Genomic DNA, 26,589 nt, shown 5'->3' on the forward strand with positions numbered 1-26,589 from the left:
AGACGGCGACCGGGTAGAGTCGACTGTTCGTCGACTGGTGCACGGAGCGCTGGTCCTGTCGAAGTGTGCTTGGGAAGCAGTCGACTCCACCCGTGATGCGCGTTGCGCATCACTGCACCAGCTGGTTCATTTCCATGATCGGCATCAGTACCGCCAGCACGATCGTCAACACCACGCCACCCATCACCAGGATCATGGTCGGTTCCAGCAGTGCGGTCAGCGCCATCGCGCGACGCTCGATCTCGCGCGAGATCGTCTGCGCGGCGCGTTCGAGCAGTGGCGCCAGCGAACCGGTCTTCTCGCCGCTGGCCACCAGATGCACCAGGATCGGCGGATAGACCTTCTGTACCTTCAACGCAGCACCCAGTGCCGCACCTTCGCGTACGCGAGCAGCCACATCATCGGCACAGCGCGCCAGCAGCGCATTGCCAAGCGTCTGCCGCGCCGCTTCGAGCGCACGCAGCAGCGGCACACCAGCATCCAGCAGGATCGCCAGCGTCGAGGCAAAGCGCGCACTGTTCACACCCAGCACGAAGCGCCCGACCATCGGGACCCGCAGCAGCATCGCGTCCCAGCGCAGGCGCAGTTCCGGCCGGCGCAACGCCAGCCGCCAGGCCACCACCAGCGCAGCGATGCCCAGCCCTGCCCACATGCCCCAGCTGCGCACGAACGCGCTGGCGGCCAGCATTACCTGGGTCAGCATCGGCAGCGTCTGCCGTGCCTGAACGAACGCGGTCACTACCTGCGGCACCACATAGCTGAGCAGGAAGATCACGATCGCCACCGACACCAGGCTGATCGCCGCCGGATAGATGAAGGCGGTCAGTACCTTGGCCTGCAGCGCGTTGCGTTCTTCAATGTAGTCGGCCAGGCGCTCCATCACCCGTGCCAGGTCACCAGAGTCTTCACCAGCGCCCACCAGCGCCCGATAGATCGGCGGAAAATCGCGTGGCCGCGCGGCCAGGGCCACGGTCAGGCGCTGGCCGGCCCGCACGTCGGCGCGCACGGCGGCAAGTGCCTGGGCCACATGCGCGCGCTCGGCCTGGTCGATGACCGCACTCAATGCAGCTTCCAACGGCAGGCTGGCGGCCAGCAGGCTGGCCAGCTGGCGCGTGGCCCAGGCCAGCTCGCTGGCAGACAGTCGCCGGGCAGCCCAGCCACTGCCGGCACTGCGCGCCACGCTGACCTGCACGGGTGTCAGCCCACGACCGCGCAGCACCTGTCGCGCGCCGCGCGGGCTGTCAGCGTCCAGCTGGCCCTTCTCGATGCGGCCCTGCGCGTTGGCGGCCTGGTAGTCGAACAGCGCCATGCAAGCCTCAGTCGTCGCCGGTGACGCGCAGGATCTCTTCCAGCGTGGTCACCCCGCTGTCGACCCAACGCTGGCCGTCCTGACGCAAGGTCAGCATGCCGGCACGCCGCGCCGCCTCGCGCAGTGCAGGTTCACCCTGCCCTTCATGGATCAGCGTACGCACGCGATCGTCCACCACGAACAACTCGTGGATGCCGGTACGCCCCCGGTAGCCGCTGTTGGCACAGGCCGCGCAACCCACCGCGCGCCATACGGTACGGCCGTCCCCATCCACCTCGGCACGCCGGCATTGGGTACACAGCCGCCGCACCAGCCGCTGCGCCAGCACACCGCGCAGCGACGAGGCCAGCAGGAACGGTTCCACGCCCATATCGGCCAGGCGCGTCACTGCCGAGATCGCGTCGTTGGTATGCAGGGACGCCAGCACGCCATGGCCGGTCAGCGACGACTGCACCGCAATCTGTGCGGTCTCCAGGTCGCGGATCTCGCCGATCATGATGGTGTCCGGGTCCTGGCGCAGGATCGCGCGCAGCGCGGTGCCGAAGCTCATGCCGATGCGCGCGTTCACCTGGATCTGGCCGATGCCGGCGAAGTCGTACTCCACCGGGTCCTCCACGGTGAGGATGTTGCTGGTGCTGCTGTCGAGCTGGCCCAACGCGGCGTACAGCGAGGTGGTCTTGCCACTACCGGTCGGGCCGGTGACCAGCACGATGCCATGCGGCTGCCGGATCAATCCGGTGAACGTGGCCAGGGTGTCATCGGCCATGCCAAGGCGCTGCAGCTGCAGACGGCCGGCATCCTTCTCCAGCAGTCGCAGCACGGCGCGCTCGCCATGCCCGGTCGGCACCGTGGAGACTCGGATATCCAGCGGACGCCCACCCACGCGGATCGCGATGCGCCCGTCCTGCGGCAGGCGCTTCTCGGCGATGTCCAGGTGGGCCATGATCTTGATGCGCGATACCAGCGCTGCGTGCAGTGCGCGCCGTGGCTGCACCATGTCGCGCAGCGTGCCGTCCACCCGGTAGCGCACCACCGAATGGGTCTCGAACGGCTCGATGTGCAGATCGCTGGCGCCATCACGTGCGGCCTGCGCCAGCAGCGCGTTGATCATGCGGATCACCGGCGCATCATCCTGCGCGTCCAGCAGATCGGTGACTTCCGGCATGTCCTGCATCAGCCGGTCCAGATCGACTTCGCTCTCGGCGGCACCGACCACGGCAGCGGCGTCGCCGCCGTCACGGTACTGCTCAGCCAACCGCTGCTGCCACCTCGCGGCATCCAGTGCCTGGAAGGGCAACGGTCCATGCCGGCGGCGCAGTTCGGCCACAGCCCACGCTGCGGTATCGACGGTACCCAGCAGCACAGGCTCACCGCCAACCTCGGACAGCATCACCCCATGGCTGCGCACCCAGGCGTACGGCAGTGACGCGGCGGCGCTCACGGTCCGATCACCAGTTCCGGCGTGTAGCCCAGCCCGCGCAGTTGCTGCAGTGCCGGGTCCAGCGTCGCCGGGTCGCGCGGCAGCCGCACCCGCAGGCGCTGGCCACTCTCGCCCGGCGTCGCCTCGGCATAGGCCTGCAGGCCCAGCGCCCGCACCTGCGCCACGCCCTGGCGGGCATGGGTCGGGTCCAGCCCCTGTGCGAACTGCACCAGCTGCGCATCGCCGTCACCGGCCGGATACAACGCTGCCAGGCTGGTGTTCTGCAGCGGCTGGCCCTGGCCATCGCGCGCATTGCCCTGGCCGAGTACAGAAAGGTCCTGCGGCGGCAGCTGCGGTGCCGACAGCGCCGGCAATGCCCAGCTCTGCACCGGTTGCGCGCCAGCCTGCGCGTTGCGCATGTAGTCATAGCGGTCGCGGGTCAGGCGCTGGCCGGCGGCCGGGTCACGCACCACGTGCGGACGCAGGAACACCATCAGGTTGGTCTTGGCGCGCCTGCGTGTGTCGCTGCGGAACAAGGCACCCAGCACCGGAATCTTCCCCAGCCCCGGCACCGCGTCACGGCCATGGCTGACGCTGTCTTCCAGCAGGCCACCCAGCACCATGATCTGGCCATCGTCCAGCAGCACGCTGGTATCCAGTGCGCGCTTGTTGGTGATGATGCCGGCCGTGCTGTTCGCGCTCTGCGCATCGATGCTGCTGACTTCCTGGTAGATGTCCAGCTTCACCGTGCCGCCCTCGGAAATCTGCGGGCGTACCCGCAGCTTCAGGCCCACGTCCTCGCGCACGATGGTCTGGAATGGATTGTTGCTGCCGCCGCCACCGTCGGTCACGTAGCGGCCGCTCACAAACGGCACGGTCTGCCCGACCATGATGCTGGCCGCCTCGTTGTCCAGCGTCATCAGGTTCGGCGTGGACAGGATGTTGGCACCGCCCTTGCTCTGCAGCGCGTTGGCCAGCGCCTTCATGTTGAGGATCTGGCCGACGCCGGGCAGGTTGATGGTGCTGTCGATCACCCCGATCTTCAGGCCATCCTTGGGCAGCACGTCCAGGGTGGTGCGCGCGGTGGTGTTCAGCCCGCTGCCACCGCTGGTGCCGCCGAAGTGGGTGCCGCCGAAGGTGCGGCCATTGCCCAGCATCCACTGCACGCCCAGTTCGGCCGCGTCGGTCTGGTTGACCTCCACGATCAGGCTTTCCACCAGCACCTGTGCACGGCGCTGGTCAAGCTGGTCGATCACCCGGCGCAGGTTGCGGTACACTGGTTCCGGCGCCGAGATCAACAGCGTGTTGGTGGCCACGTCCGCCTGCACCGAAATGCCGTTCTGGCTGAAGCCGGTGCTCCCGGCGTCGATCGGGTCGCGGCGGTTCGGATCCAGCCGCTGCGATTCCAGCGCATTGCTGCCGGTCCTGGCCTGTTGTGGCTGCGACGGCTGCGCCGGTGCGGAACGGCTTGCATCGCCAGGCAGTGGCGTGATGCCTTCATTGCTGCCCACTGCCGGCGCATCGCTCTGCCCCGCAACCACGCCGCGCAGCACGCCGGCGAGCTGATTGGCCTGGGCATTGCGCAGGTAGACCACATGCAGGTTGCCGGACTCGTCCTGCGCGCGGTCCAGCTTCTCCACCAGCTGCCGGGCCAGACGGGTGCGCCCGGGACTGCTGGAACGCAGCAGCACGCTGTTGCTGCGGGGGTCGGCCATCACCACTACCTTCTGGCTGGGCTCTGCGCCCTGCGCATCCAGCAGCGGCGCGACCATCGCCGCGACGTCTACGGCGATGCCCTGCTGCAGCTTCACCACATCGGTGTCCATGCCGGCCGGCGTGTCGACGCTGGCGATCACCCGCGCGATGCGCTCCAGGTTGTCGGCATAGTCGGTGATCACCAGGGTGTTGTTGCCCGGGTTCGCCGTGATCGGATTGTCCGGGCTGATCATCGGCCGCAGCACCGCCACCAGCGCGGCGGCGTTCTCGTAGCGCAGCGGAAAGGTGCGCGTGGCGATCTCGCCCCCTGCACCGCCACTGCCCACCCGGCCACCGAGCAGCTTGGCGTCGGCCTGCGGCACCACCCGGCTGACGCCGCCATTCTCGACCACGGCGAAGCCGCGCATGCGCAGCGCGCCCAGCAGCAGCTGATAGGCCTGGGTACGGCTGATCGGGCCATCGGAGACCACCGTCATCTTGCCGGTCACCCGTGGGTCGACCAGGAACTGGCGGCCGGTGAACCGTGCCGCCATCCGCAGCACGCCACCGATATCGGTATCCACCAGGTTCAGCTGCACCGGCTCATCGCGTGTGTCCTGCGCTGCCACCGGCGCCGGCACGTGGGCCATGCCCACGATCAGGGCCAATGCAGTACTGCAGGCAAGGCTGCGCATCGCCCTCATGGATGGGCACCCGCAGTGGCCACCATCACGATGTTTCCGGAAATCCGTGCCGCCGGCATGTTCGCGTCCCCTGTGCGTGTCAGTTGCAGCTGCTGCAGCTCGATGGCCGGGTCGGCCAGCAGCGGCAGCAGCCAGTTCCATAGCGCATCGGCGGGCACCGCCTGCACCTGCAGGTGCCAGCGCCCGTCACGCGCTTCGATATGCAGGCCGTCGGCAAGGCCGGCGGTCTTGATTCCATCGCGCAGCCCGGGAAGTGTCGGATGCTGGCCCTGCGCCAGCTGCTGGCGCTCACGGACGCGCAGCAGCGGTGCCAGTGCGCGCCACTGCGCCTGCAGCCGCGGTAGCTCGGCCTGCCAGTGCGTGCGCTGCTTCAGCAGTGGCTCCAGCCACAACGACCACAGGCCCGCCACCAGCAGCGCCACCACCATCACCCACAGCATCCGCCGGTCGCGCGGTGGCAGGCGTTGCCAGCGCTGCCGCAGGCCGGCCAGCCCGCCGCCCAACCGCAGGGTGCGGGCCGTCACTGTCCCGCTCCGCTCACCCGCAGGCGCCCACCGGCGTCGCGCGCCAGCAGCAGGCCCTGCACCTGCAGCGCCTGCTGCCAGTGCTCAAGCCGCTGCGGATCGTCGGCCAATGCCTGGGCATCGGCATCCAGCTCCATGTCGAGCTGGCCGGGCTGGTAATGCAGGCTGCGCACCTGCCCGGCCAGTTCCGGAACCGCCAGCAGCGTGCTGGCTACCTGCCGTTGCAACGGCGGCAACGGTGGCGCCGGTGGCGGCACCGCCAGAGCACGCCTTGCCTGCAGCACCGGATCCACCACATCGGTGATCTCCGGGAAGCGTGCGCTGAACTGCCGCGCCATGTCCTGTTGCAGCGCCTCGCCCTCGATCCGCCAACGCCAGACCTGCAGCTGCAGGCCGAGCGCGGCCAGCAGCACTGCCGCCAACGCGAGGCCGATTGCCAGGCGTGGCGCTTGCCGACCCGCACCGGGCAGCGGCAGTGACCACCCCGGCAGAGGGCCACATGCCTGCCGTTCCTTCATGACGGCGGTGGCCGGCAGGCTGTCCGGCCACGCCGGCGGTACGCTGCCGATCCATTGCACGGCCTGCACGCCGGCCTGTCGCAGGCGCACGGCCAGCGCCTGCATGACTGCACACGCATCACGTCCGCCATACCACTGGACGAACCCCCGATCGCGCCCGCTTCGCACCAGCAGGTGCTCGCCGCTGACCTGCAGCGTGGCCTGTCCGTCCTGCCAGGGCAGCAGCAGCGGCGTCGGATGGAGTGCCTGCAGCTGCAGTCCGCACGAGGCCAGCAACTGCTGCGCCTGCAGGACCGCCTGCTGGCCGAGCCAGGCCACCGGAACCGTGCCGTCAGCCGCCTGCGCACCGTGGGCCAGCGCGACGTCCTGCAGGTCGTCCAGCAACATCGCCTCCACCTCACCCTGCAACGCCAACTGCAGGCGTCGCCCGGACAACGGTGGCAGCTGCAGTTCCAGCAGGATCAGGTCGCTCGGATCGAGGCAGGCATGCACCGCAGCCCGCGGATGCCGCAGGCCCAGCGCCGCCAGCGTGGCGCAACCGTGAGCCAGCACCTCGCCCTTGTGCAGCTGCGCCCAGTCCACCGCGCTGTTGGAGTGCAGACCCTCAAGCGTCGGCAGGCGTACCCGAAGCTGCGCGTTCATGCGCCGATCCTCGTCCACACGCGTTGCACACGTACGCCATCGTCGCGGTACTCGCGCCAGAGCAGCGCGCGGAAATCAACCGCGCTGCCGTCAGCCTGCACCTGGCCGACGGCCAGGAACCACTCGCTATGGATACCCAAGGGAAGTACCGCCATCTGTTCGTTGCTCAGTTGGAGTCGGTTGGCGATGTCGCCGCGATTGAGCAGCCAATGGCCAGCGTCGCGCTCACCGAGCAGCGCCTGCAGCCGTGCCGGCTCGACCGCAGGCGTCACCGCCTGCAGAACGCGCAGGTCGCTGGTGTTGGCGTTGACCAGGGTCTGTGCCGGCAACACCACGGTGCGTCGCGCCAGCGCCTGCAACGCCACCGGATCGGCACCCGGCAGCACCTGTTCGATCAGTGATTCGCGCGGCAGCGGCGCCTGCGCCTGCATGTCGCCATCGCGCAGGCGCGCCTGGATGTGGTCCGCGGCGGATGTGCAGGCGCCTTGGCCAAGCCCTTGCCCGGCACACAACGTGATGAACGCGCGCCGCGCCTCGGGGTCCGGCCTGCCATGCGCAAGCAGATTGCGCAGGTTGAACATCGACTGCGCATCGACCAGCTGCAGCCGCACCGGCAACGGCGCCTGCAGCTCCAATGGGCGCGCCCAGCGCCCGCTGCGCACCGTGGTCAGCTGTTCCTTTGCATCCGCACGCAGCTGCTGCGCCGCACGTTCCAGCGTTGCGTCCACGGCCATGCGTACCTGTGCGCGCAGCTGGTCACCACGCAGCGCGCGCAGCTGGGCCGACTGCCGGGTGAGCAGTGCAGTGGCAATCACTGCCACCAGTGCCACCACCAGCAGGGCGACGATCACCGCCATGCCACGTTGACGGACACTCGAAACAGACCGCATCCGGGCTGACATCGGCCTGCCTCACAGCTGCCAGGAGCCGATGTCCGCGTTCCCGGCGTCGCCACCGGGCTTGCTGTCCGCACCCAGCGAGAACACATCGATGTCGCCATGTGTGCCAGGCACCTGATACTGGTACGGATGGCCCCACGGGTCATTCGGCAGGCGATCCAGATAGGGCGTGACCGGCATCGCGCCACTGCCCTGCGGCGGCTTCACCAGCGCCTGCAGGCCCTGCTCGGCGCTGGGATAGCGACCATTGTCCAGCTTGAACAACTTCAGCGCCTGCATCAGCGCCGCGATGTCCTGGCGCGCTGCCACCACGCGCGCCTGGTCGGGACGGTCCATCAAGCGCGGCACGATCAATGCCGCGAGAATGCCGATGATCACCACCACCACCATGATCTCGATCAGGCTGAAACCCTGCTGCCGAGCCCTGCGACCACCCACCTGCCTTGCCATTGTTCCGCCCTCGTCATCCTGGAAGAGACCGCTGCGCCATGGTCAGCGGTGCATGTGTCAGTACGATAAACATCCGCCGGCAATTCGCTGCGCATGTGCCTGCGCAGGCGCCGGCGCAGCCGGTACGCGTGCCGCCTCGAGCAGGTGTGGCGGCACACTGGACAGCGTTTCGTCGATGCAGCCGCGCAGCAGCGGAAGCGCGCACGCCTGCAACAGGCGCACGCACTGCATCGGCGACCACGCGGTGCCATGGTCGAGGCCGATGAACGTGCGGTAGGCCTGGTGATAGCGCAGATCGTCGTACACGCGCTGCGCACTGTTGAGATCACGCACGACCACCAGCAGGGCCGCACGTTGCAGCAGCCGCGCATCGCCTGCGTCAAGCGGCAGCGCGTTCATGGCTGCTTCGGACCACGGCCGCAGCTGCAGATCAAGGGCGCGCCGCAGCGCCGCCAATGGATGCGCGCTGCTGTCCAGTACCGCCCAGCGCGCCGCATCGGCCCAGGCATCACTGGACAGCACCCAGACCCACGAGTGCCCGTAGCGTTGCACATTCAAGGGCGTGTGCCGCGCCTGCTCCAGTGACCGGCTCAGGTGGCGATCCAGCTCCAGCATGCTGATCCTGCGACTGTCTGCCATCTGCGTCGCCCGTGCTCCGCGACGCGCGGTGCGTCGTACTCTGGAGAAGACGTCAGCAAGGCAGGTGAAGCGACAGCGCGAATGCCGCTCTGTGCGCTGGGTGGTGCTTCATCGGCAACGTCATCGCAGCGTCATCCGCCTGCAGGCTTCGCGCTGCAGGCGCGGTGCGTCACCCCCGCAGCGGCGGGCCAGTACCGCCACGTCGCTGCGCGCGGCGAACGCGACCAGCGCGTCTGTCATGTCCACGTCATCGCACCACGACGCCATCGCAATGCGCACCGCGGGCAGCTGCCAGCCGTCCATCACCCCGCGGGTGCCCGCCACGAACCAGTGCCACAGCCGGTGGTGCAGCACCTGCTCGTGCAGCTGCGCGAGATCCCTGATGCCATGCATGTCCATCAGCAGCAGTGCGCGTGCCAGCGCCGCAGGCGGCAACACACCGGTTTCAGCCAGCGGCAGCACCTGCTGCTGCAGGCGCAACAGCATCGCCAGCGGGTGCGACTGCGGATCGAAGTCCAGCAGCACGGCCTGTTGCTGCCACTGTGCGTCCGATACCACGCATACCCATGGCGAGCCGTAGCGGTGCACCATCAACGGCCGTCGCTGGGTGGTTTCCAGCAACGCCGACAGATTGCGGCGCAGATCCAGCACACCGATGGTCTCGTTGCGCATCCTTGGCGTCTCCTTGCTTGCAACAGCCCTGCGCGGCGCGCACGGCCAGCGTCTTCACCTAACCAAGGACGGCAATGCCACCTGGAAAGCGACGCAGATCCAGCGACATCGTCAGTCGCAGCTGCTCCAGCGCCGCATCCGGATCATCGATGCGGAAGCGGCCGCTGACCGGGGCGCGCGCCAATGCCGATTCACCCAGCAGCACCTTGCCGCGGCGGTAGCGGTTGATCTCCTCCACCACCTCGCGCAGCGGCGCCCGGCGGAACACCAGCATGCCTTCGGTCCAGGCACTCACTTCCGAGGCCACGGCTTCGGCCACCACGCCACTGAGGCGCTCGTCGTACCGGGTCTGCTGGCCCGCCTGCAGCTGCAGGCGGCCCTGCGGGTGCTCGATCCGGGCGCTGCCCTGCAGGCAGGTCACCCGTACCTGGCCGTGGGTGTTGCGCACGTCCAGGCGCACCGCCCCTTCATCGGCAATCACGCAGCCCGCCCCTGCGAACAGGGCCAGGCGCAGGCCGGCCCGGGTCTCGATCGCAGCCTGGCCCTGCACCAGCTCGAAGCCTTCGCCCTCCGTGTCCGCACGGCGGCGCAGGCTGCTCTGCGTATCCAGCTCGATCTTCAGCTGTGGCGAAGGTGCGATCTGCAGCCGTTCACCGGTACCGGTGTGGAAATCGGCCGTCATCGCCGTCACCGAGGGCCACAGCCCCAGCGGCGGACGGATCGCCGCCACCACTGCCAGGCTGGCCGGGGCGGCAATCGCGGCGCCCAGGAAGGCACGCCGGCTCCAGCGCTGGGTCGGCGTCGGCGCGACCGGTTGGCGTGCGGCGGCAGGCAGCTGCTCGCCGGCCAGGCGTACCTGCTCCCATTGCCGGCGCGCACGGCCGAATGCTTCGCGATGACGGGGATCAGCCTCGCACCACGCGCGGAAGCTGCGCCCGTCGGCCGCAGTAGCCTCGCCCGAGGTCAGGCGCACCACCCACGCGTGCGCCTGGCGCTCGACGGCATCCAGCGGGCGTTGCGGGTGATCGTCAGGATCCATGGGGGCTCATGCCGGACCCGCACGCTGCGGGGTTCTGCTCGGCGTCAAAGTGTAGACGGATGCCGCCGCTCAGAACCGCACCTGGCGCCCCTGCCCGCTGCGCTCGGCCAGGTAGTCCTGGGCCGCCTTCAGCTCACGCTGCACCAGCCGCAGCGACACGCCGAGGTGATCGGCGACGTCACGCTGCTGCAGGCCATCGACGCGGATTGCCAGCAGGATGCGGCGACGCCGCTCGGGCATGCGCTGCAGCAGGCCCACCATGTCCTCCAGCGCGAAGTCCAGTTCGGCCGCCTGCGCCGGCCCCGGTGCCGGGTCGGCCATGTCCATCAGCGTCTCCACCTCTTCCAGGCTCAGCAGGCGATGGTCGGCACGTTGGCGGTCGATCACGGTATTCATCGCCATGCGCAGCAGGTAGGCCGCAGGGTTCTGCACGGCGTCCAGGCGGTCACGGCGCGCACTCAGGCGCATCCAGGTGTCCTGCAGCGCGTCACCGGCCAGCTCCTCCGATCCCAGCTTGCGCACCAACCGGCGTTTCAGCTCGTCGTAGGCCCCCAGAAGGTGGTCCATCAGGTCAACTGCGCCAGCCGCAACGTTGCTCATGTTCGAATCCTTGAAGTCATGGAAGGGGCGCGCGCCCGCCACAGTCGTGGTCGGTGCCGGAAGGACGTATCTGCAGGGTCACCGGCTGCGCCAGCGCGGCGGCCTCGGTCGCCAGCACCAGGCCCTGCAGCGCCTGCAGCAGGCGTGCATCGCGGCGGGCACTACCACTGCCGGACAGCAGCTCGGGCTCGCTCACCCGGCCCGCACTGTCGATGCGGAAGCGCAGCGTCGCGGCGTAGCGGCCGGGCGCGATCTCCGGGTCGTCACAGAACGCCGCACGCAGCCGCTGCTGCAGCCCGCCATAGCGACGCCGACGTTCGGCCTCGGGAAGTTCGGCGCCAACACCGGGTTCGGCGGCCGAGGACGTGCCCCGGCGCAGCACCACGCGCTGCGCGCCGATCACCTCGACCTCGATGCCGGAGTCCTGCAACAGCACCTGCAAGGCAGGCAGCGGCTCCAGGCTGGCGCGCAGCGCATGGCTGCTGCGGCCCGCGGCCAGGTCGCCCGGGTACATCACCGACCACCCACTGATGACGCTGAAGCGCTCGACCGCCTGTTCCAGCGGTTGCGCAGGGATGTCGTAGGCATGAACTCCGTCCTGCCCGGCAGCGGCAAAGGACAGCAGCAGCCACGCGACGATGGCCACCTTCCAAGTTCTGACCGCATGGTGTCCATTCAGCCCCCTGACGTAGAACACATGACCCTCGGCAGCGACAGCAGCTGCAGTGGACGCGCACTAGGACCAGCACCCCGGCCCGCGCGCGACCCGCAAGCGGGCTCAAACCGTAGCGGGGCCACATGTCATTGCGATGACCGCCGCCTACAGCCGACGTGAAGCCAGTCACCCATCAGGAATCAATAAATCGAACAGACCACCTCATCCACGCCTGGGGTCAGAGCCCGTTGCGAAGCAACGGGATCCGACCCCGTGCCGGCCCAAACGTGTCGACCAAGGTCGACACCCACCAGGAGCAGTTCATGCCGTTCCGGCAGATCGCGGGAAACTGTCGAAGGCGGGGTGGGTCTGGTTGCAGGGGTGTCCGCGGCATGGATGCCGCGGCCAAGCCCCCATGGAAGGGTCTACGGCGTCCCCTGCAACCGGACCCACCCCGCCATCCAACGGAATGCACGCTGTTGCTTCGGCTGTTGCTTCTGGGGTTGCCGGCCAGCGGCCGGCACTACCTGCGGGCGCCGGGTGCAACCCGGCCGCAAACCCCCGCCCTTCACAGCGGCAGCTGGGTCGTCTGCTTGATCCGCTGCATCGGAATCTCGGTCTTGGTGTTCTGCACCCCGGCGATCCGGTTCAGGTGCTGCATCTGGAACTGCCGGTAGGCATCAAGGTCGGCCACCGCCACCCGCAGCAGGAAATCGCAGTCACCGGCCATCAGATGGCATTCAAGCACTTCCGGGAAAGACTTGATGCTGTTGATGAAGTGATTGGTGGTGTCCTCGTCCTGCCCGCGCAGCCACACGCGGACGAATACCGTGAAGCCACGGCCCACCTTGGCCTCGTTCAACAAGGCCACGTAGCGGTCGATGTAGCCGCCTTCCTCCAGCAGCCGCACCCGACGCAGGCAGGCCGACGGCGACAGCCCGACCAGCCGGGCAAGCTCCAGGTTCTGCAGGCGGCCGTCGCGCTGCAGGGCGTCGAGGATACGCCGATCGAGGTTGTCGAGCTGATACTGCATGGGATTTCGTCCTTGTCACTTTTGGCCGCATGAAATATCAATCATCCAGAATCCAGTGGCATCAACGCAACCCGATTTCGCGATCGGACCGCTAGCATGGGCCACCCCCACCTCGTTGTGCCGTTCCATGGACGCCCGTACCACCCTCCCCCTGCCCGACACCTGCGATACCGCGCCGCGTGCCGAATTCCTGCGCGGCCTGCGCGCCGCCGTGCCGGTGATGATCGGTTTCATTCCCTTCGCCCTGGTGCTCGGCGCGCAGGCCGCCCAGAAAGGCCTGAGCGCACTGGAAGTGCCACTGATGACGGGCCTCAACTTCGCTGGCGGCTCGGAGTTCGCCGCCGTCGAACTGTGGACCTCGCCACCGCACATCGCACTGATCGTGGCGATCACCGCACTGGTCAACAGCCGCCATCTGCTGATGGGCGCCAGCCTGGCCCCACTACTGCAGCACCTGCCGCGCCGCCGGGTGCTGCCGGCGTTGTTCTTCATGTGTGACGAAAGCTGGGCGATGGGCGTGGCCGATGCGCGCCGCCGTGCGCTCGGCTTCAGCCTGGCCTACTACCTGGGCGTCTCCGCGGGCCTCTACACCGTCTGGGTGGCCTGCACCGCGCTGGGTGCGATCGTCGGGCCGCTGCTGGGCGACATCCACGCCTACGGCTTCGACATGGCCTTCCCCGCCGTGTTCCTGGTGCTGCTGCGCGGCATGTGGCAGGGCATGAAGGCCGCGCGCCCGTGGCTGGTCAGCCTGGTCGTGGCCGCCGCCACCTATCTGCTGATCCCGGGTGCGTGGTACGTGGCCAGCGGCGCATTGGCCGGCCTGGCCGCCGCCTGGCTGCTGGCGGAGGACGCAGCATGATCTTCAACGGCCTGATCCACTGGTCCTCGGTGCTGACCATCGTGCTGATGGCCGCCGCCACCTACCTGACCCGCATCGTCGGCTTCCTCGCGCTGCGCAACCGCACGCTGGGCAAGCGCGCGGTGACGGTGATGGAAGCCGCCCCGGGCTGCGTGCTGATCTCGGTGATCGCTCCGGATTTCGTCGCCGACAAGCCCGCCGACCTGGCCGCGCTGGCGATCACCCTGCTGGCCGCCACGCGGCTGTCGATGCTGCCGACGGTGCTGATCGGCGTGGTCTCTGCGGGTGTGTTGCGCTATCTGATGGGGTAGCTACCGGACCGCCGGGCAATGCCCGGCGGTCCGTAGTGGCGCAGCAGTGCAATCACGCGCTGCTGCTTGCCGCCAGCAGGCACAGGCTGCGCGGCGGCAGGGTCCAGGCACCTGCCTCATCCGGCTCCAACGGCGTTTCGTCGGTCTGCAGGAGTACGCGCCGGAACGACAAGGCTTCATCCGACACACTGAACCGCTGCGGCTGGTCCCCGGCGTTCAACAGCAAGGCCAGGCTGACATGCCGCCCGGGCTCGCGCAGGCCGCTGTCCGGGCTGCGGCCGTCCAGCACGATCAGCAGCGCACGCAGCCCTGCGTCATGCCAGTCCGCTTCCTCCATGCTGCGGCCGTCAGGATGCCGCCAGTCGATATCGCGCAGGCCCAGCGCTTCATCGTATTCGCCGCGCAGGAACCGGTTCCTGCGCAGCAGGCCATAGCGTCGGCGCAGCGACAGCGCCCGGCGTACGAACGCCACCTGCGCCTGTGCAGCCGGCGATGCCGCACGCTCCCAGTCGATCCAGCTCAGCGCGTTGTCCTGGCAGTAGGCGTTGTTGTTGCCCTGCTGCGAATGGCCGAACTCATCGCCGGCCAGCAGCATCGGCGTGCCCTGCGCGAGCAGCAGCGTGGCCAGCAGGTTGCGCATCTGCCGCGCACGCAACGAGAGGATCGCCGCATCATCGGTGTCGCCCTCCACACCGTGGTTGCTGGAGAGGTTGTGCGAGTGGCCATCGCGGTTGTCTTCGCCGTTGGCCTCGTTGTGGCGATCGTTGTAGCTCACCAGATCGTGCAGTGTGAACCCATCGTGCGCCGTCACCAGGTTGATGCTGGCCGAGGGCCGCCTGCCATGATGTTCGAACAGGTCGGCCGAGCCGGTGAAGCGCGTGGCGAATTCCGGCAACTGGCCGCCATCGCCGCGCCAGAGCGCGCGCACCGTATCGCGGAAGCGGTCGTTCCATTCCGCCCAGCCCGGCGGGAACTGGCCCAGTTGATAGCCGCCCGGGCCGATGTCCCATGGCTCGGCAATCAGCTTCACCTGGCTCAGGACCGGGTCCTGGCGTACCGCATCAAGGAAACTGCCCGAGGCATCGAAGCCATGCCGCTCGCGGCCAAGGATGGTGGCCAGGTCGAAACGGAACCCATCCACCCGCATCTCGGTCACCCAGTAGCGCAGCGAGTCCATCACCATGCGCAGCGCGCCGGCATTGGTCAGGTCGAACGTGTTGCCGGTGCCGGTATCGTTGATGTAATAGCGGCGATCATCGGCCAGGCGGTAGTAGCTGGCATTGTCGATGCCCTTGAAGGACAGCGTAGGGCCCAGCTCATTGCCTTCGGCGGTGTGGTTGTAGACCACGTCCAGGATCACTTCGATGCCGGCACTGTGCAGCCGCGCGACCATCTGCTTGAACTCGGCCACGGTGCCCAGCGACAGGTAGCGTGGCTGCGGCGCGAAGAAGCCGATGGTGTTGTACCCCCAGTAGTTGCGCAGCCCGCGCTCGAGCAGCTGCTGGTCATCCACGTAGGCATGCACCGGCAGCAGCTCGATGGCGGTCACCCCCAGATGGCTGAGGTGGTCGACCACCGCGTCGTGGCGCAGGGCAGAGAAGGTGCCGCGCTCGGCCTGCGGGACATCGGGGTGCTGCATGGTCAGTCCGCGCACGTGCGCTTCGTAGATCACGGTCCGGTCCCAGGGCGTTGCGGGTGCACGTTCGACACCCCAGCTGAAGGCCGGATCGATCACCGCGCAGCGTGGCATGTAGCTGGCGCTGTCGCGGCGGTCGAAACTGAGATCGCCATCGCGGTGGCCCAGGGTGTAGCCGAACAGGTGCGGCGCCCACTTCAGCTCGCCGACGATCTGCTTGGCGTAGGGGTCCAGCAACAGTTTGTTGGGATTGAAGCGATGCCCCTCCTCCGGCGCATACGGGCCGTGCACCCGATAGCCATAGCGTTGCCCGGGCCGCACGTCCGGCAGGTAGCCGTGCCAGATCTCGTTGGTGTACTCAGGCAGGACGATGCGCTCGACTTCACGGTTGCGCGCGTCGAACAGGCACAGCTCCACCCGGGTGGCATGCCGCGAGTACAGCGCAAAGTTCACGCCCAGCCCGTCCCACGTCGCGCCCAGCGGGAACGGCCGGCCTTCGCGCACGCGCGAGGTCTGCGTCCACTTACGGCTGGCCATCGGTGCCCTCCTCGCCGCGCGCCGCGGCAATCTCGGCCTCCACCAGGCGCTCGGCCATGTGCCAGTGCCGCTGCTGCTGATCGTCCGGGCGCCCCTCCGCTTCCCAGATCTGGTGGGCCAATGCCTCAATCCGCTGCCGTCGTTCCCTGCTGTCCATCCCTACCTGTCTCCTCGTTGATCCATATCGCCAGCGGGCTGCCAGCCAGAAGCCTGCCCACGTCCGCGGTTGCGTTGAAATGTTCGATGCGCCCGTCCAGGAGGTTGCGCATGGGGCCTGTCGGCACACCGTGCAGTGCTGCGCCGGTGCCGACGTCGTGCGCGGCGTGCAGGCTGGGCCCGGGCACGGCGGCGGGCGAACCCCGGCGCACGATCACCAGCAGCACCTGCGCCTGATGCCTGCGCGTGAACGCCAGCCACGGCGAGCGCGCAGGCGCGGACAGCGGCTGCAACTGGCCATGCAGGAACAGGTGCGGGTGCCTGCGGCGGCACTCCAGCAATTGCCGCAGCAGGAATGCCTTGATGCCACCGTCCCGCCAGTCTTCCAGCAGCGCGGGCCACCCGCGCGTATCGCGCAGCCACGCCTGCCGCGTTGGATAGTCCACGGCACGCCGGTTGTCCGGGTCCACCAGGCTCAGGTCCCAGCCTTCGCCGCCCTGGTAGAGGTCGGGCACGCCGGGCAGGCAGTGCTGCAGGCACAGCTGCGCCAGGCCGTTGCAGGCGCCGGCCGGCGCGATGCGCGCCACGAACGTCGCCAGCGCCTCGCGCACCGGCTGCAAGGGCGCTGCGTCCAGCAGCGCGTGCAGCCACTGCGCGGCGGCCTCCTCCACGGCCACATCCGGGTCTGACCAGCTGCTGACCCGCTTGCCCTCGCGCAATGCCTTGGTCAGCCATTGCACCATCCTCAAGGCGAAGTCGGCGCCAGGGGCACCGTGCATCGGCCATGCGGCCACGAGCGCCTGCCACAGTGCGTAGGCCTCGGCACCCGGCAACGGCATCGGCGCGCCGGCGCGGGTCGACATCCGGTTCCAGCGCCGCACAGCGTCCCGCCATTCGAACGTGCAGGTACTGAGAACCGCCAGCCGTGCCCGGCTGTCGGCGCCGCGCTTGTGATCGTGGGTCGCAAGCGCAAGCAACGCCCTGGGATGGCGACGCAGGCGCGCAGTGGCGTGTTCCAGCAGCGCGCGCCCCTCCATGCCCAGCCGCTGCGGATCACTGCCGACGTCGTTGCGCGAGAGCAGCCTGAAATAGCGATAGAACCCGGTGTCTTCCACCGACTTGGCATTCAACGGCGCGGCCAGTTGACCGAAACGCGCACGCAGCACGCGCTCGGCCTGCGCCTCGCCGGCAAGCGCTGCCAGCAACAGGTCCAGCGCCGCGCGTGCGGCACCGTCCAGTGCCTGGCGCGCTGCGGCGGAAGCGTCCGCCAGCGCCTTTCGTTCACCCGCCCCCTGCAGCGAATAGGGCCGGTAGGTGCGGTAATGCCCCAGCACGGAAGCCAATGCGCGGGCCAGCGCAGCCACTCCGATATCGGCTTCGGCCAGCCGCGGCTGCAGGACCTGCTGCGCGCTGCGCAGCAGCCGCTGGAAGTCGGCATGAAGGCCCTGGCGCAGCAACATGGCGCGGGCGTCCTGCTGGATCCGGTCGAAGCTGCGCGGGTCACCGCCCAGCGCCTGCCACGTGCGCGAGAGCGCGGGCGCAGCCGCCGGATCGTGCAACCAGGCACCGGCCTGGTCCATGAAGTCATAGCCGGTGGTGCCGTCGCAGGCCCAGCCGTCGGGCAGCTGCTCGCCCTCGGCCAGTATCTTCTCCACATGCAGGCTGACGGTCTGCGGGTCACGACCGCCGGCCGCGCAGGCGGCGTCGAGCGATTCACGCAGGCGCTGCAGGTACGCGCCCGGGCAGGACAGGCCATCCACGTGGTCGATGCGCAGGCCGTCCACCCATCCCTCGCGTACCAGCCGCAGCGGCAGCGCATGCACTGCCTCGAACACATCCTCGCGCTCCACCCGCAGCGCGGCCAGTTCGTTGATATCGAAAAAGCGCCGGTAGTTCACCTGATCGCCGGCCGTGCGCCACCAGGCCAGACGGTAGTGCTGCCGCTGCAGCAGCGTGTGCAACCGTTCAACGCTGCGGTTGCAGCGTTCGGCCCACGCCGGCCACTGCGCGGGTTCCAGCGGATGGCTGCGCGGCGACAACGGCAATGCCAGGCCATGGTGGCGCAGCACGGGCCGCGCGTTGTCCACCACCACGCGCACCACGCCGTCGCGTACCGCGTCGTGCAACGGCCGGTCCAGTACCGGCAGCCAGAGCCGGCCCTCGCAGCCCGGCGCCTCCCACTCGATGTCAAACCAAGCTGCGTGGGGGCTTCGAGGCCCGTGCATCAGCACATCGCTCCACCACTGGCTGTGCGGGGACGCCGCCAGATGGTTGGGCACGATGTCCAGGATCAGGCCCATGCCGTGCGCGCGCGTCACTTCCGCCAGCTGCCGGAAGCCCGCTTCACCGCCCAGTTCCGGATTGATGCGAGCCGGGTCGATGCCATCGTAGCCATGCGTCGACCCGGGCACCGCCGCAGCGATCGGTGACAGGTAAAGGTGGCTGACGCCCAGCGCGGCGTAGTACGGCACCTGCGCGGCAGCCGCCCCGAGGTCGAAGCCTGCGTGCAGCTGCAGGCGCGCGGTGGCACGCAACCCCGTCATTGCCCGGTCCTGCGGCGCGTGGCACTCAGGCGCGCCACGCGCGCATCGGCCGCGTCAGCATCCCACGTCGGCGGCAGGCGGCGGCGCCAGTTGGGATGGCCGTCGACGGTGCCTGGCAGGTTCACCTGTGCGCGACCGCCCAGCGCGTCTTCCAGCGGCAGCAACGCCAGCCGGGACGCCGAGTGGGCGACCAGAGACAGCGCCCTGGCGTCCAGCGGCGCGCCCTCGCCGCCAACCACCGCAGACAGTGCCTGCGCGTCGCTGGCGCGCGCGCGCAGTGCCGCTGGCAGATCCGCCAGCTCACCCAGGCGTGCACGCCAGCGCAGGTCACGCCCGCGCAGCCAGCCGGCCAGCGGTGGCAGGTCATGGGTGGAGGGCATGGCCACTGCATCGCGGCGCCACTGCGGCGCCGGCAGGAAGCGCGCGCCGTTTCGGGCAAACGGCAGCACCTCGATGCCCAGAATGCCCCGGGCTGCCAGCCGCTGGCGCATGCCCGGCGGAACCACGCCCAGGTCTTCGCCGATCAGCACGCAGCGATGCCGCCAGGACTCCAGCACCAGCAGGTTGATCAGATCATCGAACGGATAGCGCAGGTACACGCCCTGCCCGGCGCCCGCGCCACGGGGCAACACCCACAGCCGCAGCAGGCCCAGGATGTGATCGATGCGCAGGCCTCCGCGGCCGGCCATCACGGCGCGCAGCACGCGAAGGTAGGGTGCGAAGCCCTCGCGCTGCAACGCCATCGGTGACCAGCTGGTGATGCCCCAGGCCTGGCCGAGCGGATTGAACGCGTCCGGCGGCGCCCCCAGCTCAAGTCCCTGCAGCAGATCAGCACCCCCGGTGCGTGCCTCCACGCCCTGCGGCGCGCAGCCCACGGCCAGGTCGGCAATCAACCCGATCGAAGCGCCCTCGTCGCGCAGCGTGGCGTGTACCTGCGCCCAGCCCTGCTGTGCCAACCACTGCGCAAACGCATGGTCGTCCGCGCTGCCGGTGAACCGGTCGGCGGCATGCTGGCAATAGTGCCGCAGCGGATCGCCCTGCATGGCACGCCAGGTTTCGATCTGCGCGTGCTGCGACGGTGCCTGCGCTGCAATCCATTGGCGAACCTGCCGTATCCAGCGCCACTTCACTGCCGCCGAGTGCGGCCAGTCGATGCGACGTGCGGCAGTCCCCGCTTCCACCGCCGCCGCCAGCGCCTCGTCCCCGCCCAGCACGCTGTTGGCGGCATCGGGCAATACCTGCGGCAGGGAGACCTGCAGCGGGTCGAGCCAGCGCCGGTCGCTGGGCGAATAGGGGCTGTAGCCTGGGCCCGGTGGCATGCCCGCGTGCAGCGGGCTCAACGCCAGTGCGTCGCCGCTGTGCCGGTGCAGCAGCTCGCTCCATCGTGCACAGCCGGCACTGTCACCGATGCCGGCATCACCGGGCGCGCGCAGGCTGTAGACCTGCGCCGACAGGCCCCAGCCGCGCAGCGTGCCCCGCGGCCACCAGGCACGCTGTGGCGCCACCGCAACCGCCTGTTGCTGGTCGCCCCGGCGCCACTGCCAGTAGCCGGGCTGGTCCGGCACGCGCCAGCGGCCCTGCGCATCGGCACGGGCGGGCAACGCTGCGCCCTGCTCATCCACCCAGCACGCTGCACCGGCTGCCTCCGGCATCACCAGCAGCTGTCCGCAGCAGGCCGTGCGCAGGCCAGCGTGCTCGGGCACCGCCTCGCACTGCAGCCCCTCCAGCACGGCGCGCAGCACGTCCGGTGCGACCTCGCGCGCGGCACCGGCCACGTCGGTCCAGCGGACCAGCAGGCCCGCACGGCGGGCCGTCTCCCGCACCGCTGCATCCGTATTCATGCGGCGACCCAGCAGGCCAGCACGCCGCCGCCTGCCGGCAGCATCCCGGCAGCGTCCGGCCCCACGACGCACTCGCCGGCCGGCACCGCATGCGCCACCGGCACAGGGCCCACGTTGATCGCGATCCACCATTGGCCCGATGGCAACTGCCAGCCCGCCTGCACCGCGCCTTGGCCCAGCACGCGCGCGCCCAGCGACCGCGCCTGCAGCAGGCCCGGCTGCAGATAGCGCCTGCGCAAGCCGAGGAACTCACCCGTGCAGCGCAGCCAGTGCTGCGACCAGGGATCATCGCCGGGCGGCGGCGTGTACGACGCCTGCAGGGTCGCCGCATCGTTCGGGTCCGGAATACGCGCGCGTGCGGCGGCCTCGGCAAAGGCGCTGAAACCAGCGAACTCACGTCGACGCCCTTCGCGCACCGCCTCGTCCAGCGGCGGCGCGTAGTCGGTGAAGAACAGGAACGGCGATTGCGCCTGCCACGGCTCGCCCATGAACAGCAGCGGGATCATCGGCGTCAGCAGGGTCAGCGCCAGCGCCGCGCGCAGCGGCGCAGGATCGGTCAGCATCGACAGGCGCTCGCCGAAAGCGCGGTTGCCCACCTGGTCATGGTTCTGCGCGAATACCACAAAACGCGCGGGCGACAGGTCGGCGCTGGGTTCGCCGCGGGGATCGCCGCGCAGGTCCGGTTCACCCTGCCAGGCGAATCCTTCGGCCAGGCAGCGCGCCAGCAGTGCTTCGGCGCGACCGGCATAGCCCGCGTAATAGCCCTCCTGCTCGCCGGTCAGCATCACGTGCAGCGCATTGTGGAAGTCATCGTTCCACTGTCCCTGGTAGGCGCCGCGCAGCCACCGCGCCTGGTTGCGTTCGTTCTCCAGCACCAGGTGCGCGTGCGGGGCCACCGCACGTACCTCATCGGCCAGCTGCTGCAGGAAATGGTCATCGTCAATGGCGTGCACCGCGTCCAGGCGCAGGCCATCGAAGCCGTAGTCGCGCAACCACATCAGCGCGTTGTCGATGAAAAAGCGCCGCACCCAGGGCTGGCGGAAGTCGATGGCCTCGCCCCACGGCGTGCTGCGGTCGTCACGGAAGAACCCGCGCGCGTAGTCGCGCAGGTGGTTGCCCTGTGGTCCGAAGTGGTTGTAGACCACATCCAGCAGCACCGACAGCCCTGCATCGTGCGCCGCCTCGATGAAGGCCCTCAGCGCTGCCGGCCCGCCGTAGGCATGGGCCGGCGCATACGGGAACACGCCGTCGTAGCCCCAGTTGCGCTGCCCGGGAAACTGCGCGACCGGCATCAGTTCAATGGCGGTGATGCCCAGCGCGGCCAGCATCGGCAGTTGCGCGGTCAACGCCGCGAAGCCGCCCCCGGCCTCGATATGCACCTCATAGATCACCAGGTCCTGCCAGGCATGCCCCTGCCAGGCAGGCCCCGTCGCGTCGGTATCCAGCACCACCGCGCTGTCGCCGTCGATGCCGTCCGGCTGCCAGCGCGAGGCCGGGTCGGGCACGTCCTGGCCAGAAGGCAGGCGGAACCGGTAGCGGTCGCCATGCGATGCCGGCGTTCGCAGCCAGTGGCAGCCGTCCGGCTCGCGTTGCATCGGCCGCTGGGTGCCGTGCAGGCACAGCGCCATCGCGACTGCGTCCGGCGCCCACACCCGGAACTCCACCTCGTCACCGGCCACCGGCCATGCGCCCAGGCGCGGCGCCATTGTCGTCATGCATCAACCTGCAGGTAGAGCGTGGACAGCGGCGGCAGCGTGAGCCGCAGCGACTGCGCGTGGCCGTGCATCGGCCTCGGCTCGGTATGCACTGCGCCGAGGTTTCCCGCATTGCCGCCACCGTAATACGCGCTGTCGGTGTTGAGCCGTTCGCTCCAGCGCCCCGGTTGCGGCACCCCGACCCGGTAGCCGTCGCGACGCAGCGGGGTGAAGTTGCTCACCACCAGCAGGGTGCGGCCGCTGCCGGCAGGATCCCGGCGGATGAAGGCGTAGACGCTGTTGCGACTGTCGTCCGCCACGCTCCAGTCGAAGCCGCGTTCGTCGCGTTCGTCGCGATGCAACGCAGGTTCGGCGCGGAGCACGTTATTGAGGTCGCCCACCAGGCGCGACAGGCCCTGGCCCTCGTTGCTGGCCGCCCGTGCCCAGTCCAGTGCCGCATCGTGCGACCACTCATGGCCCTGACCGAACTCGCCGCCCATGAACAGCAGTTTGCTGCCCGGGTGCGCCCACATGAAGCCGTAATACGCGCGCAGCTGGGCCAGCCGCTGTGCCGGCTCGCCCGCCATCTTGGCCAGCAGCGCGCCCTTGCCATGCACCACCTCGTCGTGGGACAGCGGCAGCACGAACCGTTCGGAGAAGGCGTAGACCAGGCCGAAGCTGATCTGGCTGTGGTGATGCGAACGATGGACCGGATCGCGCCCCAGGTACTGCAGGGTGTCGTGCATCCAGCCCATGTTCCACTTGTGGGTGAAGCCAAGCCCGCCCTCCTCCACCGGCGCTGTCACCCCCGGCCACGCGGTGGATTCCTCGGCGATCACCAGCACGTCCGGGAAGCGCTCCCGCAGCGTCTGGTTCATCCGCCGCAGGAAAGCGACCGCCTGCAGGTTCTCGCGCCCGCCCTGCTCGTTGGGTACCCACTCCCCCTCGGCACGGCTGTAATCCCGGTACAGCATCGACGCCACGGCATCCACGCGCAGACCATCGATGTGGAACCGCTCCACCCACTCCAATGCACTGCCGATCAGGTAGGCGGCCACTTCGTTGCGGCCATAGTTGTAGATCAGCGTGTCCCAGTCGGCGTGCACCCCTTCGCGCGGGTCGGCATGCTCGTACAGCGCGGTGCCATCGAACCCGGCCAGGCCATGCGCATCGTTGGGGAAGTGCGCGCTCACCCAGTCCACGATCACTCCCACGCCGGCCTGGTGACAGCGGTCCACGAAGCGTGCGAAGGCCTGTGGCGTGCCATGGCGTGCCGTCGGCGCGTAGATCCCCAGCGGCTGATAGCCCCAGGAACCGCCGAAGGGATGCTCGCTCACCGGCAACAGCTCGATATGGGTGAAGCCAAGACCGGCCACGTACGGAATCAACCGGTCGGCCAGGGCATCCCAGTCCAGCGGCGCACCGTCGTCGCTGCGCTGCCAGGAACCCGCATGCACTTCGTAGATCGACAGCGGTGCGCAGGTTCCGGCCAGGCGGCGGGCCGCCAACCAAGCATCATCGTGCCACTCCATTGGCCCAGCCGAAGGCACCCGCGATGCGGTCGCCGGTGGCAGCTCGGCCCAGCGCGCCATCGGATCGAACTTGTCGGGCATCACCCGGCCGTCGGCGCCGACGATGCGGAATTTGTAGCGGGCACCGGCCTGCACGCCCGGCAGGAACAGCTCCCACACGCCGGCGGTGTGACGCAGCCGCATCGGATGGCGTCGGCCGTCCCACCCGTTGAAATCGCCAACCACGGCGACCCGCTGGGCATTGGGCGCCCACACCGCGAAGCGCACGCCCGCAATGCCCTGCACCTGCATCGGCACCGCACCCAGCTGCCGCGCCGCATCGGCATCGCCGGCATGGAACCGCTGCAGCAGGGCTTCGTCCAACAGTGGACCGAACGCATAGGCATCGTGCACCTGCTCCACGCCCTGTTCGAAATGCAGGGCAAGCAGCGGTATCGCCGCGTCACCGGCCGCGCCCTCGAACAGGCCGGGCAACGGGCCAGGGGACAGGTTCCAGCGCCGCCCATCGTCTGCAATCACCTCGACGCGCTGCGCATGCGGCACCAGCACGCGCAGCTGGCGTCCGCCTTCTGGCTGGCGATGCGGGCCCAGCCAGGCGAATGCATCGGCCGGGCGCGCGTGGACGAGGTCCTGCAGCGCCGGGGCGATACGCTGATCCAATCCCGTCTCCGTGATCGCTTCATCCTCCAGGGCGGCCAGATGCAGGCTGTCGTGGCTCATGCGGCCACCTGGCAGGTCTGCTGGTACAGGGCCAGGTACGCGCGTCCGGCCGCATCCCAGCCACCCGGCCGCAGCATGGCGGCGCGGCGCATGGCCTGCAGCAGGCCGGGCAGGCGGAAGGTGCGCATCGCCCGTTCCACGCAGCGGCGCAGGCCATCGGCATTGGCGCCGTGGAACAGGAATCCGGTCACGCCATCCTCGACGGTATCCACCAGCCCGCCGGTCGCGTGTGCGATGGGCAGGCAGCCGAAGCGCTGCGCGTACATCTGGCTCAGCCCGCAGGGTTCGAAGCGTGAAGGCATCAGCAGGAAGTCGGCGCCGGCAAACATCTGGCGGGCCAGCGCCTCTTCGAAGCCGATGAATGCGCCCACCCGTCCGGGGTAGCGCCGGGCCAGCGCCTGCACCTGCGCTTCCACCTGCGGCTCGCCGCCGCCGATGATGACCAGCTGGCCGCCGGCCGCCACGATCTGCGGTGCCACGTCGCAGGTGATGTCCAGGCCTTTCTGGTGCACCAGGCGGGAGACCACCGCGAACAGCGGGCCGGTCGACGGCGCCAGCCCGAACGCCTTGCGCACCGCATGCGCGTTGGTGGCGCGCCCGGTCCATTCGCCGATGCCGAAATGGGCCTTGAGGTGGATGTCGCGGCGTGGATCCCAGCTGGCGTCGATGCCGTTGACGATGCCACTCAGGTGTCCGCCGGCCGCCCGGCGCGCCAACAGGTCATGCAGCCCGCAGCCGTCATCCGGGGCGGTGATCTGCTGCGCGTAGCGCAGGCTGACCGTGTTCAGCCGCGTGGCATTGGTGATGCCGCCCTGCAGGAACGACATCTGCCCGTGGAAGTGCAGTTCATCCAGGTGTTCGGCCGGCACGCCCAGCACCGGCGCAAGCGCGTAGGGGAACAGCCCCTGGTAGGCCAGGTTGTGGATGGTCAGCAGGGTCGGCACGGCTGTCCGGTCCCAACGTACGTAGGCGGCAGCCATGGCCACCGGCCAGTCATTCAGGTGCAGCAGCTGCGGCGCCCAGTCCAGCCCGGCGCGCCCGGCCGCAATCTCCGCAGCCGCATGCGAAAGCGTGGCGAAGCGGACCGCGTTGTCTTTCCACTCCTGTCCCTGCCCATCCACGTAGGGCGAGCCCTCGCGCTCGTACAGCCCAGGCGACAGCAGCACGTAGATAGGAAGGCCGTCGGCCTGCACCGCCATGCCGATCGTGCACGCGGGCAACCCGGCTCGGGCGCTGACCCGCCCCACCGGTCGCAGCTGTGGCAGGCGCTGCAGAACCTCCGGGTAGCCGGGCAGCAGCACGCGCGAATCACATGCACCGCGCACCGCACGCGGCAACGCCGCGGCCACATCGCCCAGTCCGCCGGCCTTGATGAAGTCGGCCATCTCGGTGGCGACGAACAGCACGCGCTGCACCAGTTCTGGGAGATCCAACGGTTGCGAGTGGCCGCGGCGAGTGCCGATCGGCACGGGCGTGAGCGGAGAGATCGCAACGGGTGAAGCGGACTGGGCGGCGCGGGCCATGGGGATGATCTCGGATGCTTCAGGCAGACAGACGCCAGCGGCGCCCGGACGGGCGCTTGTGCTGGGAAGGAAGTCGACGCAGGACGTGGGGGACGTCAGCGAGAGGCTCAGTACGACAATAGCCCGCCATGCGATCAATCAACCGTGAAGCCATGGCGATTTCTTTGTGACAAGGCGTCATGAGCTCAGTACACATGACAGGCGCCCGCCTCCTGCCCGTGTCTCTCCTGTAGAGCCGAGCCCGCGCCCGGCTGCCGGCAATCCCGTTTGCCGCGTGAGCCGAGCATGGGCTCGGCTCTACAGAGATTCTTCCTGCGACACCCGGTCGCAGGCCATCGAGCGACGCGCTTGACCAATGTCAAACCGCCCGCCGCCGCGCGGGCGTATTTCTATGCAGGACCCGAACACGCCGGCACTGCCGGCATCCACAAGGACCCT

Annotated in this window: 22 protein-coding genes; 2 read left to right on the forward strand and 20 right to left on the reverse strand. The window is 69.2% G+C overall.

The window, feature by feature from the left end:
* Positions 1-109: 109 nt before the first annotated feature.
* The 13 genes from gspF to AC5JLE_RS08265 all read right to left on the reverse strand — a co-directional run bounded on the left by gspF (position 110) and on the right by AC5JLE_RS08265 (position 12,799).
* Positions 110-1,309 (reverse strand): type II secretion system inner membrane protein GspF, encoded by a 1,200-nt coding sequence (gene gspF / locus AC5JLE_RS08205; RefSeq protein WP_049404346.1) that lies wholly within the window; start codon positions 1,307-1,309, stop codon positions 110-112.
* A 7-nt stretch (positions 1,310-1,316) separates the two neighbouring features.
* Complete coding sequence (gene gspE / locus AC5JLE_RS08210; protein WP_496065187.1) at positions 1,317-2,750, reverse strand: type II secretion system ATPase GspE; 1,434 nt, start codon at positions 2,748-2,750, stop codon at positions 1,317-1,319.
* Positions 2,747-5,128 carry a type II secretion system secretin GspD gene (gspD, locus tag AC5JLE_RS08215; RefSeq protein ID WP_496065188.1) on the reverse strand — a complete coding sequence of 794 codons (2,382 nt, stop codon included), beginning with the start codon at positions 5,126-5,128 and terminating at the stop codon, positions 2,747-2,749. The genes gspE and gspD overlap by 4 nt, the downstream gene beginning before the upstream one ends.
* Positions 5,125-5,652 (reverse strand): type II secretion system protein M, encoded by a 528-nt coding sequence (locus AC5JLE_RS08220; RefSeq protein WP_496065189.1) that lies wholly within the window; start codon positions 5,650-5,652, stop codon positions 5,125-5,127. Before AC5JLE_RS08220 ends, gspD begins: the two co-directional genes overlap by 4 nt.
* A complete protein-coding gene (gene gspL / locus AC5JLE_RS08225) occupies positions 5,649-6,812 on the reverse strand; it encodes a type II secretion system protein GspL (protein WP_496065190.1) in 1,164 nt (387 codons plus the stop codon). Before gspL ends, AC5JLE_RS08220 begins: the two co-directional genes overlap by 4 nt.
* On the reverse strand, positions 6,809-7,714 hold the full coding sequence (gene gspK / locus AC5JLE_RS08230; RefSeq protein ID WP_164165885.1) for a type II secretion system minor pseudopilin GspK: 906 nt from the start codon (positions 7,712-7,714) through the stop codon (positions 6,809-6,811). The genes gspL and gspK overlap by 4 nt, the downstream gene beginning before the upstream one ends.
* A 9-nt stretch (positions 7,715-7,723) precedes the next feature.
* Positions 7,724-8,161 carry a type II secretion system major pseudopilin GspG gene (gene gspG / locus AC5JLE_RS08235; RefSeq protein WP_014647371.1) on the reverse strand — a complete coding sequence of 146 codons (438 nt, stop codon included), beginning with the start codon at positions 8,159-8,161 and terminating at the stop codon, positions 7,724-7,726.
* A gap of 57 nt (positions 8,162-8,218) precedes the next feature.
* Positions 8,219-8,776: a hypothetical protein gene (locus AC5JLE_RS08240; protein WP_241883967.1), complete on the reverse strand. Its 558-nt coding sequence runs from the start codon at positions 8,774-8,776 to the stop codon at positions 8,219-8,221.
* Between the two features lie 144 nt (positions 8,777-8,920).
* Positions 8,921-9,472, reverse strand: coding sequence for a hypothetical protein (locus tag AC5JLE_RS08245; protein ID WP_049439478.1), 552 nt, complete (start codon positions 9,470-9,472; stop codon positions 8,921-8,923).
* 58 nt (positions 9,473-9,530) lie between these two features.
* Positions 9,531-10,511 carry a FecR family protein gene (locus AC5JLE_RS08250; RefSeq protein ID WP_111206989.1) on the reverse strand — a complete coding sequence of 327 codons (981 nt, stop codon included), beginning with the start codon at positions 10,509-10,511 and terminating at the stop codon, positions 9,531-9,533.
* A 69-nt stretch (positions 10,512-10,580) separates the two neighbouring features.
* The gene (locus AC5JLE_RS08255) at positions 10,581-11,111 is read right to left on the reverse strand and encodes an RNA polymerase sigma factor (protein ID WP_241883968.1); all 531 of its coding nucleotides are present in this window, start codon (positions 11,109-11,111) and stop codon (positions 10,581-10,583) included.
* Between the two features lie 16 nt (positions 11,112-11,127).
* Complete coding sequence (locus tag AC5JLE_RS08260; protein ID WP_423172638.1) at positions 11,128-11,808, reverse strand: TonB-dependent receptor; 681 nt, start codon at positions 11,806-11,808, stop codon at positions 11,128-11,130.
* Positions 11,809-12,334: 526 nt separating this feature from the next.
* Positions 12,335-12,799, reverse strand: coding sequence for an Lrp/AsnC family transcriptional regulator (locus tag AC5JLE_RS08265; RefSeq protein WP_005413654.1), 465 nt, complete (start codon positions 12,797-12,799; stop codon positions 12,335-12,337).
* Between the two features lie 127 nt (positions 12,800-12,926).
* Here AC5JLE_RS08265 and AC5JLE_RS08270 point away from each other — a divergent pair, with 127 nt between their 5' ends.
* Positions 12,927-13,658 (forward strand): AzlC family ABC transporter permease, encoded by a 732-nt coding sequence (locus tag AC5JLE_RS08270; RefSeq protein WP_049439472.1) that lies wholly within the window; start codon positions 12,927-12,929, stop codon positions 13,656-13,658.
* Positions 13,655-13,969, forward strand: a complete 315-nt coding sequence (locus tag AC5JLE_RS08275) for an AzlD family protein (protein WP_032959954.1) — start codon at positions 13,655-13,657, stop codon at positions 13,967-13,969. The genes AC5JLE_RS08270 and AC5JLE_RS08275 overlap by 4 nt, the downstream gene beginning before the upstream one ends.
* Before the next feature lie 52 nt (positions 13,970-14,021).
* Here the strand turns inward: AC5JLE_RS08275 and glgX are convergent, their stop codons facing one another.
* Genes glgX through glgA form a run of 7 tightly spaced genes read right to left on the reverse strand, consistent with a single transcriptional unit; the run spans position 14,022 to position 26,151 of the window.
* The gene (gene glgX / locus AC5JLE_RS08280; RefSeq protein WP_496065191.1) at positions 14,022-16,142 is read right to left on the reverse strand and encodes a glycogen debranching protein GlgX; all 2,121 of its coding nucleotides are present in this window, start codon (positions 16,140-16,142) and stop codon (positions 14,022-14,024) included.
* On the reverse strand, positions 16,129-16,299 hold the full coding sequence (locus AC5JLE_RS08285) for a DUF2934 domain-containing protein (protein ID WP_014647380.1): 171 nt from the start codon (positions 16,297-16,299) through the stop codon (positions 16,129-16,131). The genes glgX and AC5JLE_RS08285 overlap by 14 nt, the downstream gene beginning before the upstream one ends.
* On the reverse strand, positions 16,268-18,841 hold the full coding sequence (gene treY / locus AC5JLE_RS08290) for a malto-oligosyltrehalose synthase (RefSeq protein WP_241883971.1): 2,574 nt from the start codon (positions 18,839-18,841) through the stop codon (positions 16,268-16,270). Before treY ends, AC5JLE_RS08285 begins: the two co-directional genes overlap by 32 nt.
* Positions 18,838-20,682, reverse strand: coding sequence for a 4-alpha-glucanotransferase (locus tag AC5JLE_RS08295; protein ID WP_241883972.1), 1,845 nt, complete (start codon positions 20,680-20,682; stop codon positions 18,838-18,840). Before AC5JLE_RS08295 ends, treY begins: the two co-directional genes overlap by 4 nt.
* Positions 20,679-22,397 carry a malto-oligosyltrehalose trehalohydrolase gene (treZ, locus tag AC5JLE_RS08300; RefSeq protein ID WP_164110446.1) on the reverse strand — a complete coding sequence of 573 codons (1,719 nt, stop codon included), beginning with the start codon at positions 22,395-22,397 and terminating at the stop codon, positions 20,679-20,681. Before treZ ends, AC5JLE_RS08295 begins: the two co-directional genes overlap by 4 nt.
* Positions 22,394-24,628 (reverse strand): 1,4-alpha-glucan branching enzyme, encoded by a 2,235-nt coding sequence (locus AC5JLE_RS08305; protein ID WP_241883973.1) that lies wholly within the window; start codon positions 24,626-24,628, stop codon positions 22,394-22,396. The genes treZ and AC5JLE_RS08305 overlap by 4 nt, the downstream gene beginning before the upstream one ends.
* The gene (gene glgA / locus AC5JLE_RS08310) at positions 24,625-26,151 is read right to left on the reverse strand and encodes a glycogen synthase GlgA (RefSeq protein ID WP_080354736.1); all 1,527 of its coding nucleotides are present in this window, start codon (positions 26,149-26,151) and stop codon (positions 24,625-24,627) included. Before glgA ends, AC5JLE_RS08305 begins: the two co-directional genes overlap by 4 nt.
* Positions 26,152-26,589 lie beyond the last annotated feature (438 nt).

The sequence above is a fragment of the Stenotrophomonas sp. genome, assembly GCF_059505245.1.